The following is a 13608-nucleotide window of genomic DNA, read 5'->3' on the forward strand; positions in this document are numbered from 1 at the left end:
TCGTATCCCGTTATTAATAACTATTACTTCTTAAATTGATTTCTGGTTATCTTCAGAAATTCTGATTTGTTTTCCTCCGTCGGTTCCAAATTCGTTCCTTTCTGGTAATTATTCCATGAATTGACTAACACAATGTTTTTACTTCCGATATTCCGTTTAGCCACATTACAGAAATTAATATAATCAGCAGTCTCTCCATCTTGCCCGAAAGTATATTTATAACTTGAAGTTGAATTGATACGGTCATTATAAGAAGGAAAGATACAAGGAACAAAGTCTGTATTCCATTTGGCTATTGTAGCCTTCCAATTGGCCCAATTCAAATCAACAAAACTGAAAAAGGCATAATAACGGTCATACATATTCGTTGACCAGTCGTTCACTGTCACTCCATCAAAAGAAGCAATCTGATGTTCCTCATAATTCACCGGAGCTACCCAACCGGTAGTAAATTCTCCAATCGTATAAAGATCATACCCCAATTCTGATACAGCCTTCTTTAATGCCGGGATGACCAAAGAATAATCAATACTCTTCAATGCAGAAGAAGAAAGGTTAGACGGAGTTATTAGAATAACCGGTCTTCCGTTCATTTTATAATAGGCCTCATCATTAAATAAAGGCACTAAAGTATTCGTAAAGTCATTGATCATCTTATTCAAATTCTCTTCCTCTTGAAGCGGTTTGTCATTAGATACTTTCAGATGTTTGGTGTTATAATTGATCACCAAGCGGACTTTTGCATTGGTTGCCGTACGTACAGACTTAAAGTTTGTAATCAATGTATTATCTGCTGAAGCAGCATCCCAAGTAACTATCAGAAAGTCCAAGGCAGCCTCATCCGCCCAAGCAAGCTGTTGCTGTAACACTCCACTAGTTGTAGACAAATATTCACCCAACAAAGGAGTACCGGCATATATTTTCTTACCGGACTTTAACCAGCTGGAAGAGGAAGTTATATTGGTATAATAAGCACCGACTATCGCATCCACAGGTAAATCCGTCTGTGGTATATCATACACATATTTGCTCTTATCAGGAGCCAAATGATCGTCTTTATCACAAGATACAGCTAACAAAGCGATGAATCCGAGCAATATAATAGTTATCTTTTTCATATCCTTCATTTTTTAATTATTCGTCAAATAAGGGTTAGTCTTAGTCGGCAATGCAAACCATAACTTAGTCGACATTGCATCTTGTCCACCATCGAGATTTGCAATACCTTTCGTCAATTCATATTCATTGTTTGTTTTCTCGCTATCGGGATATACCAATCGCTGTGGAATATAAGCATAAGGATTATCCTTGGTGCCGGCATTCACAGCACCATATCCGGTTTCCGGCTGGAAATGCGGCGGAAATTCCAATACTTGGCTACGGCGAATCAGTGTCCACGCATCCAACGATTGATAAAACATAGCTATATATTGCTGCATGATAATCTGACGATAAATCGGATCAGGTTCATCAGAAGTAATAGCAGAAGATACAATGCCGATAAAATCTTTATAATAATCTTCACCTTCTTCTGTGACTGTGAGATCTGTCAATGTATTCCATTTAATTCCTGGAGTCTGAAGATAATTATTCACTTTTCCACCATCTACGCCATATTGAGCCATTGAAGCGTTCACACCCGCATTGTAATAAGCCTCGGCTGTTTGCGAACCACTTCCCAAACCTTTATGAACCAATTCACTTTTCAACAGGCACACTTCTGCATAATTCATAATTACCTCTGCATAACTTTGCTCCGTGAATTTATCCTGTAATTGAGAGTAATCATCAGCCGTCTTTCCACTATGCGGATTGGGAGACAAGCTGACTCCCGAAGGCAAATTAGAAACTTTCGGTTGTCCCCAATAAGGTGCCCAATGGAAGTTATCAGGCATAGAAGCAGCATTGGCAGGAGTGAAAAATTTCTCCAACCGCGGATCAGCATAGGGAGCCATATACATCAGAATCGATTCGCCGGCAGAGTGAAGCTTATCCAAATTACTTTCACGGTTGATGACCAGATAATCATAAAAATAATTTCTTGTATCTGCATTATCTCCCCATTGCAAAAGACAATTATCTTCATTACTTGTCATCAAGTTCTGTTCATTTTCCATAAGTTCATCAATCACTTCAGTCGCTTTCGAACGGTCAGCATTACAAATACGAACGGCCAAACGCAAACGTAGTGAATTGGCAAACTTCTTCCATTTCAATAAGTCGCTGGATTTCTGTCCTGAAGGAAAAATAGGGTCTGCTTTATAAACATCTCCATCCATCTTCAACCCGTCGGCACATGCTTTCAAATCATTCAGCATAGCATAATAAATATCCGATTCCTTATCGTAAGGCACTCTCTCGCCGGCATTAAAAGCCTGACTTTTAGGAATACCTCCCCAAATAGAAACTGCTTGTGAAAAAAGATAATTTTCCCATATTTTAGCAATAAGTACACGATTGTGATATTGCTCGTCATTTTCCATTTGCGTTTGTATAAAGTGAACAGGAAAAATAGCATAGTTATATACATTCTTCCAATATGAATCATTGGTTGAACCTTGATTTCCATACCGTTGTACCTGTCCACCGGTAGCTCCACCATAATAATGGCTATAGTTGGCCAACAACACTTTTTTCATACTTCCGCAAAAAGCATTCAGCGTATAATAAGAACTCGTATTGAACAAATATTCAGGATTAATTTCATTAAGTTCATTGGGATTGGCATTGGCAGATTCAAAGTCATTCGTACACGAAACGAAAGAAATGGCCATTGCAGCAAAACCGGCTAATAATATTTTAATCTGTTTCATAATATTCTATCTTTAGAAGGTTAGTTTAATATCAAATCCGACAGAAGATACGGGCGGCATTCCTCCATATTCTATACCTTGAGCATTTCCTGATGAAGAAGAAGCCTCCGGATCTATGCCTTTAGGAGTATTTTGATGAAGAATAGCCAAATTACGTCCTACCACAGCCAGTCGTAGACCACTAATCGGCAATTTCTTTAGGATAGACTTCGGAAGACTGTAGGCAACAGAGAGTTCACGGAATTTAATATAGGAAGCATCAAATACAGATCTTTCATCAAAACTAGCATAGCGGTTATTAGGTTTGACAAACAAGAGACAAGGCGTTCCGTCTTCAAAATAAGCGTCCGGATATTGATAACCGGAAGTTGCCTTCGCACTACTCTCACCATAAATCACATTACTCAAATAATATCCTTCACGTCCTTCGGCAGATTCGGCAACAACACCGGCTGTTGTCGCTCTATTCCATGTTCCCGAATAAAGAGTTCCTCCAATACGTGCATCAAACAGGAAACTAACTGTAAAATTCTGGATTCTGAAATTGCTTCCAAAACTTCCCGTCCATTTCGGCTCGGCACAGCCTAAATATTGCGTATTATCCGTTACCAATATTTTACCTGAAGAATCAACTAATTTACGTCCCTGGTCATCACGTTTCCAAGCACGTCCCCGAATGACTCCATAAGGCATGCCTTCTTCCAACATGATACTGACATTACTTGATTTCAATAATTGTACATTAGGATTTCCGTCCACTACCTTAATTACTTTCGACCGATTACGCGCCCAGTTGATATTCGCATTCCATTCAAACAATTTGGTCTTGACGGGAGTAGCAGACAACACAACTTCCCATCCTTGATTACGTACATGACCTGTATTCAAGAATTTAAAACTATAACCGCTAGGCACCGGCAAAGCGACTTTCGTTATCAAGTCATAGGCATCAGAACGATAATAAGTTACATCTACACCCAAACGATTATGGAAAAAGCGGAGATCAGCTCCAAGTTCCAAAGAACGGTTACGTTCCGGCAAAAGTTGATCATTATTTAAAGTTGTACTAATGGTTTGCAAAGGTGAACCATTATAAATGCTACCCAACTTATAGGTTTGATTAATCCGATATGGATCTGTGTCAGAACCGGCATAAGCAAAAGAAGCACGAATCTTACCGAACGACAAGATAGGTGATTTGATCTTAAATGCATCGGTAAAAATAAACGTAGCACCAAAAGAAGGATAAAAATAAGAGCAATTATCCAGTGGTAAAGTAGACGACCAGTCATTGCGGGCCGTTACATCTAAATAAACATAACTATTGTAACCTAATGACACCGAGCCATAAGCAGAACGGATTATCTTCTTAGATTGCAGTTGAGTGGCACTAGGATACTCATTCGAGTTAGAAATATTCTTGAAATCAGGAACCAATATGCTATTCACGCTTTCCGTTCTTTTCTCCGAGTTGCGTTCATATCGGCTAATACCGGCAATGGCATTGACTGATATTTTATGAAATGTTTTATTATACATCAATAAAGCTTCAAAGTTAGTAGAAGTACTGTTATTGATCCAGTTCTTCATACCACCGTCCACATCACTACGTGCACCCAGATTAAAGAACTCCATTCCTTTCCACCAATAAGCATCCAGTCCGGCTTTACCTACCGCCTTCAAGCCCGGAAGTAATTTTACTTCCAGATTCATCGATCCGCTCACTCTGTCACGCGTGTCAGAGTTCGTATTTTCATAAATATTCCAATACGGATTATAACCACGTTCACCAATCGGAATCATTTCATTTCCATTTTCATCCTTATAATGTTTCAACACATCAATAGAAAGCGAACGGGGAAGAGTAACAAACGCATATATAGGATTCTTATCCGAACCATTCATATATTGACGGTTGTCTACCTTTTCATGTGAGTAAGTCATTTTAGAATCTAAAGTCATCCATTTGGTAATCGTATTCATCAACCGGAGATTGAATATATCTTTAAAGCTTTCATTGATACCGTGTACTACACTATTACCCTTACTTCTCGTATACGATACGCGATAATTATTCTTTTTCGAACCACCTTCCACAGCCAATGTATGCGTGTACCGATGGGCGGTTTCGTAGAAATCCTTCACATTGTCCGGATGTGAAGAATGAGTAGTAAGTACACCATCATGTCCATAGATAACCTGATCCCACAAAGGTGCTCCCCAGCTACGCAATTTAGCACCTGCAGAAGAATTATAACCACTGAAATTCGGTAAATCTGTCTGTAGCCTGTTACCATTAGGTTGAAGTGTCAGTTTATGGTCAAGCAAATAAGAGTTCTCTCCTGTTCCCCAACCATTCTGATAATCTAAAAACTGATTTACTTTTTCAAATTGAAAATTTCCGCTATAAGATACTTTTGTTTTTTCGAATGTGCTCGAACGTTTAGTTGTCACCAATACAACCCCCTGTGCTGCACGCGAACCATAAAGTGCAGCTGCATTCGGTCCCTTCAAAATTTCAATGCTTTCAATATCATCCGGATTGATATCCGCTACCGGATTACCAAGGTCGGTAGAACCTGTACCACCATCAACGGTCACACTTGTATCACCCGGTTCGTTTTCAATAATCATACCATCAATCACGAATACGGGCTGTGAGTTTTCAGTCAGTGAGCTTGTTCCGCGAATGACAATACGCGCACTACCATTGCTCGTTCCCGGAGGAGTAATGGTAACCCCCGCCACCTTACCAGAAAGAGAAGATATCAGATTGCCACTACTATTTTCTGCCAAGGCTTCCGCATTTACACTCTGCCGTGAATAATTAAGACTCTTAGCTTCACGCGTCACTCCAAGAGCGGTAACAACCACTTCATCAAGAGCCCTCGCCGTGCTGGCCAAAAATACATTGATATGAGTCAAACCGGTAATTTTAGCCGTTTTCGTCTCCATTCCGACATACGAAAATTTCAATTCTTGACATCCATTAGGCACATTAAGTGTAAACGTACCATTTATATCGGTAATTGTACCTACCGATTTAGCGTTCGTCTTACCATCCGGATCAACAGCTACCACCGTAGCTCCTATGATAGGCATTCCATCCGCAGCATCTGTCACTTTACCCGTTATACGCTTTCCTTGCGCATAACCCGATACACTTATTACTAAAAAGAATAAGAATAGGAAGTAGTTTTTCATAATACTTAATTATTAAATTAAAGAATACAGTATTGATTAATGCATTAAAGATGAACCAAAGATATTTTATGGTGATTAATATTAGATTAATATTCTCTTAATGGCGAAACTTTACAAAAAAAATATTTGTAGAAGATAGATTTTAAGGTTACATTAAGTTTTCATTAATCAAAATACTATATATTTACAGCAAATCTAATTAAAACCATCGAAAAATAAAAAAATCTGTTTATGTACAAGAGAAAATTCATTCCGTTAGTACTGTTAATGATTTTAATCGTCAATGGATGCAGGAACAAGCAAGAGGTAGTGTTAACTCCGGTTGACTATGTAAATCCCTATATGGGGAATATCAGTCATTTGTTAGTTCCTACTTACCCAACTGTCCATCTTCCCAATAGTATGCTCCGCATCTATCCGGAAAGAGCAGATTACACCTCTGATAAAATAAAAGGCTTACCGGTCATTGTCACCTCGCATCGGGGAAAGTCTGCATTCAGCCTGTCTTTCTATCAGGGAGCAGAGAGCGGATTACAACCGGTATATTACTATTGTTATGATAATGAAGCGATAAAACCCTATTCCTATTCTTCCTATTTTGAAGAAGAAGAGGTTTCCACTAAATTCGCTCCCTCCCACCAGGCAGGAATCTATGAACTAAGTTTCCGGAAAAACAATGCTCCATATTTAATACTTAGTACTACCAATGGTGAGCTTAAAACTACGGAGAATACCATTTCCGGTTATCAGAACATAGATCATCAAACCAAAGTATATGTTTATATGGAGACTTCCGCACTGCCGGAAAAAACGATGACTGTCAGCAAAGAAGAAATAAATCACAGCCACACTGCCATAAAAGGCAAGAACGTGGTATCGCTTTCTTATATTCAACAGATATAAAAACAATCAAAGTTCGCTACGGCATTTCCTTCATTGATGAAAAGCAAGCAAAAGCCAACCTACAGCGGGAAATAAAAGATTATGATGTAGAAAACCAGATGAACATTGCCAAAAACATCTGGAACCAAACATTAAATAAAATCAAAGTGGAAGGAATAGACGAAAATGCAAAAGCAATATTCTATACTTCCCTCTACCGGACTTACGAACGGATGATTTGCCTTTCGGAAGACAACCGCTATTACAGTGCTTTCGACAATAGTATCCACAAAGATTCTGTCCCATTTTATACCGACGATTGGATTTGGGACACGTATAGAGCAGTCCACCCCTTACGTGTTATCATCGAACCACAAATGGAAGCTGACATGATTCAGTCTTTTATCAGAATGGCACAACAAATGGAACATAACTGGATGCCTACATTTCCTGAAGTTACGGGAGACAGTCGTAGAATGAATTCCAATCACGGTGTAGCCACTGTTATTGATTCATATATAAAAGGAATCCGTAACTTTGATTTATCAGCTGCTTACGAAGCCTGCAAACTTGGTATTACAGAAAAAACGTTAGCCCCGTGGTCAGGCATAAAGGGAGGTGAAATCACAAAATTCTATTGGGAAAACGGATATTTACCGGCATTGGCACCGGGAGAACAAGAAACAGCTGACGAAGTACACCCATTTGAAAAACGTCAACCGGTAGCCGTCACTCTAGGTACGTCTTACGATGAATGGTGCCTAGCACAAATAGCCAAACAACTTGGGTATGAGAAAGACTATAACTACTTTCTACAAGGGAGTAAAAACTATCGGAATATTTTCAATCCTGAAACAAAATTCTTCCATCCCAAAAATGCAAAAGGCGAATTCATAGAACCCTTTGATTATGCCACTGCCGGCGGATTAGGTGCTCGTGAAGCATACGGCGAGAATAACGGTTGGATATACCGATGGGATGTTCCCCATAATATTGCTGATTTAATTGAACTGATGGGAGGGAAAGAAGCATTCAGAAATAATCTTGAAACGATGTATAACACCCCATTGGGCGAAGCCAAATATGTATTTTATGCACAATTACCGGATCATACGGGTAATGTAGGTCAATTTTCAATGGCTAATGAACCCAGTATGCACATTCCTTATCTGTACAACTATATAGGAGAGCCCTGGAGAACTCAAAAAAGAGTAAGGACATTGCTCGATGAATGGTTTAGAAATGACCTGATGGGACTCCCGGGCGACGAAGATGGCGGAGGAATGTCAGCATTTGTAGTCTTCTCCATGCTAGGTTTCTATCCTATTACTCCTGGTTTGCCTATTTATGTCATCGGAACTCCTATGTTCGAAAGAGCAGTTATTGAAACAGGAGCCGGCAAATCATTCGAAGTCATTGCGCACAACTATTCGCCGACAAATAAATATATCCAATCAGCCAAATTAAATGGCAAAGATTGGAACCAATCCTGGTTCGAACATAAAGAACTGATGAATGGCGGCAAACTGGAATTTACAATGGGAAACACTCCCAATAAGAATTGGGCGGCAGACAGTGTGCCCCCTTCTTTTGAAATGAATAAATAACAGAATATGAATAAAATATTATTTGTCCTTTTATCGCTTTTGACTTCTCTGCAATCATACTCCCAAGAGCAAAATGAAAAAGAAGTTTCATTTCTCTTGTTGGGAGATATACACTATGATTTATTGGAAGATCACGATATGGAATGGTTATCCACCAAACCGGATGATCTGCGCCAAGTTACCAAAGAATATTCAGTATTCACGAAAAATACATGGCCGGAATTTTCCCGGATAATCAGCGGAAAAGTTCAAAAACACCAGCCGTCAATAAAAGCTGTTCTGCAAATGGGGGACTTGTCAGAAGGATTGGCCGGTTCTCCACAAAAAGCAATACAGATGGCTAACAATGCCTTTAAAGCTGTCAACAAAATGAATCTGAAAGTACCTTTCATTATGACTAAAGGTAATCATGATATCACAGGACCAGGGGCTAAAGAAGCTTTTGAAAAAGTATACTTACCCAATATGGCAAGGTTGGCAGGACATCCATCCTTACAGTCAGCCAATTACACTACTATTCTTGATGATGTATTATTTGTGTGTTATGATCCATGGGATCGGAATCCGGAAGGGCTACAACAATTAGAAAAGTCACTAGCCGGTTCGAAGGCTACTTACAAGTTTGTCATGTTACACGAGCCTGTGATTCCGGTAAACGAAAGATGCTGGCATGTATTCCGACAAGATAATGCCAAGAGGGAACAATTGCTGCAAATCATTGCCAGTCAACAAGCAATCGTGCTCTGTGCACATCTGCATCTATACTCCGTTGTCTGTCGGGACACTCCTTGGGGACCTATCGTCCAGATTCTCGTCAACAGTGTCATCAAAGATAAAAATATGCTGGTTCCGAAAAATGTAGTTACAGACTATGGTCCTGAATTTGTAACGGCACACCCACAATGGCAACCTTCTACTCTACAACAGCGTATGGAATGGATTGATAAAGAAACTCCCCATATCCGTTTTTTCAAACAAATGGATTTACCGGGCTACGGCATCCTTTCTATTGACAAAGAAAACAACCAGATGCAATTAGAATATTATACCGCATTTGGAGAAAAGCCATACGATACAGTCAACATATCCGAATTACTTACTTCTAATTAAAAAACATATTAGCCATGAATGTAAAATTTAAAGCTCATTTATTTATTTTCTCCTTATTCTTTTGCTATAATCTATCAGCACAAGAAATCGTCAAAGGAGATTTTAAGAACGAAAATCCACAAAGTTCGTATGTTCCTTCATTTGACATGGATGCTACCGATAAACCGGTGAAGAATGTCATCTTAATGATAGGAGACGGCATGGGACCGGCACATATCTGTTCAGGAATGTATGCCAATCAAGGACAGCTTACTATCACTAATTTAAAAACATGCGGTTTCGTCAGAACGCAATCTGCCAACAAGTTTACAACAGATTCAGCTGCTTCCGGAACTGCTTACTCAACCGGAAAAAAAACTAAAAACGGAGCGCTCGGAATGGATGAAAATAACCAAGTTATTCCAAACTTACCGGAGAAGTTATCCGGCTATGGCTACATTTCAGGAATCGTAACCACTGACAATCTCGACGGAGCCACTCCTGCTGCTTTCTTTGCTCACCAACCGGAACGTGGAATGTCTAAAGAAATTTGGGCAGATCTTCCTAACAGTAAGCTGACATTCTTTTCTGCCGGTAGTTATGAACTATTTGAAAAACAAGCACCAAACGTTCAAAAGGAAATCAAAAAAGAGTTTACCATCATAGAAGAGCCGAATGACAAAGCTATCAAGAAATCTAAAAAACTGGGATATTTACCCACAAAGAGCAAAACGGCTTCTGTAAACGAAAACCGGGGAGATTTCCTTCCGTCTACCACCCAAATGGCTATTGACTATCTTTCGAGCAGGAGTACTAACGGTTTCTTCTTAATGGTAGAAGGTGCCCGAATAGATAAAAGTGCGCACAGCAATGATTATTCGACAGTTGTCCGTGAAGTATTGGACTTTGACAAGGCGGTAGAAGCTGCTATCAGATTTGCAGAAAAAGATGGAAATACATTAGTGATTATTTCAGCTGATCATGAAACCGGAGCATTAGCTTTACGTGACGGAAACATAAAAGAAGGCAAAATGAAAGCAATGTTTGTATCTAAAGGACATACACCAATCATGGTTCCACTGTTTGCATACGGTCCACAATCCAAGCTTTTTGGCGGTGTTCAGGAAAACAGCGATGTTAGTAATAAAATTCTCCAATTACTCGCTAAATAAGATATAAAACAGATCTGTCATTCAAACTGAAATAAGAAAGAGTTTCTTCTATATGCAAAGAAGAAATTCTTTCTTATTTCTTTTCTGCCTGATAGACTCCAAAAATAATGCAACCTGCTCCCAATAATGTAATCCACGTGATTTTTTCGTGGAGAATGATAACCGAAGCTACCATAGTCACCAACGGATTGAGATAGATATAATTGGAGGCTCTAACGGTTCCCAACTGTTTCAATACCACATTCCAAAGGACATAACAAACCAAGGATGCCAGGACGGCCAGAAATAAGAGATTGGATAATACAACCGGTTTTAAAAGTACATCGAAATCCGGTTGCAGCGGATGAAGAAGAAAGGCGGGAAGTATGGTCAATACTCCATAAAAGAATATTTTGCGGGTGATAAATACTGTGGGGTAACGCCCTGTCATTTTCTTTATCACCAAACTATAAAATGCCCACGACAGGGCGGCAAGCAAAGTAAGCAAATCCCCTACCGGAGATAATTTGAGTACAAAACTACCGTTAAAGACCACCAGTCCCACCCCGATTAAAGCTAATATGGAACCATAAATCAAACCTTTGGTGGCTTTTTCACTCTTATAAAAGAGAAGGGAGAGAATGGTAGTAAGCAAGGGAGCTGTGCAAATGATGAAAGCGACATTGGATGCTTGCGTAATTCCCAAAGCTGTATTCTCTGTAAAGAAATAGAGTGAACCACCGAAGAAACCTCCTGCCATCAACCAAAGTTCGTCTTTCCAATTACTCGTAAACAGACGTTTGGGAGAAATCACCCAAATGCCCAGATAGGCAATAAGAAAACGATAGAAGAATATCTCCTGTGGGGTCAGTCCGTGATTAATCAATACTTTGGTTGATATGAAAGTCAATCCCCAGATAGCAACTACAAGTATCGCAATCAGATGGTAATATCCATGCTTCAATTCCATAATGGTGGTGATGTTTGTTTAATAGAGTGCAAAGATAGCGAGAAGTTATGGAATGTTTGTTTGGAGAAGTAACAAAAAGCCCGTACCTTTGTTTATGTTCAAAGAAAGTTCCTAAAATAAGGTATAAGTTATGGAAAAATATATAGCACCGGACAGGAAACGTATCCCATACGGCATGATGAACTTTGCAGTAATCCGCCGCGACGACTGTTATTATGTAGACAAAACCCGGTTTATACCCATGATAGAAGAGGCGGACAAGTTTTTCTTCTTTATTCGTCCGCGCCGTTTCGGCAAAAGCCTCACAGTAAATATGTTGCAGCACTATTATGATATACTTGCCAAGGATAAGTTCGATGCCCTGTTTGGCGACCTTTACATCGGAAAGCACCCTACGCGCGATCGGAACAGCTATCTGGTACTATACCTCAACTTCTCCGGAATAGTAGGCGAACTACACAACTATCGCAAAGGACTGGATGCGCATTGCCAAACAATGTTCGACTATTTCTGTGATATTTACGCCGACTATCTCCCCAAAGGCATCAAGGAAGAACTCGACAAAAAAGAAGGAGCTGTCGAACAATTTGAATACCTATCACAGAATGTAATAAGACCAACCAACGTATTTACCTTTTTATTGACGAATACGACCATTTCACCAATGCCATCCTCTCGGATATAGAAAGCCTGCACCGCTATACGGACGAAACACATGGCGAAGGTTATCTGCGCGCCTTCTTCAATAAAATTAAAGCTGGAACTTATTCCAGTATCGAGCGTTGTTTCATTACCGGTGTAAGCCCCGTGACAATGGACGACCTCACAAGCGGTTTCAACATCGGAACCAACTACTCGCTCACGCCGGAATTCAACGAGATGATAGGTTTCACGGAAGAAGAAGTGCGCCAAATGCTCACTTACTATTCTACCACCAGTCCATTCAACCACAGTGTGGACGAATTGATAGAAATAATGAAACCCTGGTATGACAACTACTGCTTTGCGGAAGAATGTTATGGCGAAACCACCATGTACAACTCAAATATGGTGCTCTACTTCGTCAAGAATTATATTCAACGAGGCAAAGCCCCCCGGGATATGGTAGAAGACAATATCCGTATCGATTACGAAAAATTACGTATGCTCATCCGGAAGGACAAAGAGTTTGCCCATGATGCCTCCATCATACAAACATTGGTGAGCGAAGGTTACGTCACCGGAGAACTGAAAAAAGGTTTTCCTGCCATCAATATCACCAATCCCGACAACTTTGTGAGCCTGCTCTACTATTTCGGTATGCTCACCATTAGCGGCACGTATAAAGGAAAGACCAAACTCACCATCCCTAATCAGGTAGTCCGCGAACAAATCTACACTTATCTGCTAAGTACCTATAACGAAGCCGAACTCAATTTCAGTAGTTACGAAAAAAACGAACTTGCCAGTGCTCTTGCCTACGATGGCGATTGGAAAGCCTATTTCGGTTATATTGCTGACTGCCTGAAACACTACACTTCCCAGCGCGACAAGCAGAAAGGTGAATTTTTTGTCCACGGCTTTACGCTTGCCATGACGGCACAAAACCGTTTCTACCGTCCCATTTCCAAACAGGACACACAGGCAGGTTATGTCGATATTTTCCTCTGTCCGCTACTGGATATCTATTCCGACATGAAGCACAGCTATATTGTAGAACTGAAGTATGCCAAGTATAAAGATCCCGAAAGCCGCGTGGAAGAACTACGACTGGAAGCTATTGACCAAGCGAATCGTTATGCTGACACTGATACGGTAAAGAGAGCAGTCGGCACTACACAGCTTCATAAGATTGTGGTTGTATACAAAGGAATGGATATGCCGATATGTGAAGAGGTTTAACAGATAGGCTA

The 13608-nt window shown here is 40.0% G+C and carries 6 protein-coding genes and 2 pseudogenes; 4 read left to right on the forward strand and 4 right to left on the reverse strand.

What is annotated here, in order from left to right:
• Positions 1 to 23 precede the first annotated feature (23 nt).
• The 3 genes from DXA05_RS00070 to DXA05_RS00080 are packed head-to-tail and all read right to left on the reverse strand — an operon-like array spanning position 24 to position 6017.
• Entirely contained in the window at positions 24 to 1118 is a 1095-nt protein-coding gene (locus tag DXA05_RS00070; protein ID WP_120144752.1) for a glycoside hydrolase family 99-like domain-containing protein, read from the reverse strand.
• A 12-nt stretch (positions 1119 to 1130) separates the two neighbouring features.
• Complete coding sequence (locus DXA05_RS00075) at positions 1131 to 2813, reverse strand: SusD/RagB family nutrient-binding outer membrane lipoprotein (protein WP_061447930.1); 1683 nt, start codon at positions 2811 to 2813, stop codon at positions 1131 to 1133.
• Positions 2814 to 2825: 12 nt separating this feature from the next.
• Positions 2826 to 6017, reverse strand: a complete 3192-nt coding sequence (locus tag DXA05_RS00080) for a SusC/RagA family TonB-linked outer membrane protein (protein WP_128858609.1) — start codon at positions 6015 to 6017, stop codon at positions 2826 to 2828.
• A gap of 231 nt (positions 6018 to 6248) precedes the next feature.
• On the opposite strand from DXA05_RS00080, the pseudogene DXA05_RS00085 reads away from it, so the two are divergent.
• From DXA05_RS00085 to DXA05_RS00095, 3 genes and pseudogenes are all read left to right on the forward strand, one after another.
• Positions 6249 to 8506 (forward strand): annotated as a pseudogene (locus tag DXA05_RS00085) (GH92 family glycosyl hydrolase).
• Between the two features lie 6 nt (positions 8507 to 8512).
• Complete coding sequence (locus tag DXA05_RS00090) at positions 8513 to 9616, forward strand: metallophosphoesterase (RefSeq protein WP_128858610.1); 1104 nt, start codon at positions 8513 to 8515, stop codon at positions 9614 to 9616.
• 14 nt (positions 9617 to 9630) lie between these two features.
• Entirely contained in the window at positions 9631 to 10767 is a 1137-nt protein-coding gene (locus DXA05_RS00095) for an alkaline phosphatase (protein ID WP_128858611.1), read from the forward strand.
• 73 nt (positions 10768 to 10840) lie between these two features.
• Here DXA05_RS00095 and DXA05_RS00100 read toward each other — a convergent pair whose 3' ends face one another.
• Positions 10841 to 11716, reverse strand: coding sequence for a DMT family transporter (locus tag DXA05_RS00100; protein ID WP_004298693.1), 876 nt, complete (start codon positions 11714 to 11716; stop codon positions 10841 to 10843).
• Between the two features lie 130 nt (positions 11717 to 11846).
• Here DXA05_RS00100 and DXA05_RS00105 point away from each other — a divergent pair.
• Positions 11847 to 13597, forward strand: a pseudogene (locus tag DXA05_RS00105) (AAA family ATPase).
• The last annotated feature ends 11 nt before the right edge of the window (positions 13598 to 13608 follow it).

Source organism: Bacteroides sp. AM54-2NS (assembly GCF_003602935.1).
GTDB classification, from domain to species: Bacteria; Bacteroidota; Bacteroidia; order Bacteroidales; family Bacteroidaceae; genus Bacteroides; species Bacteroides xylanisolvens.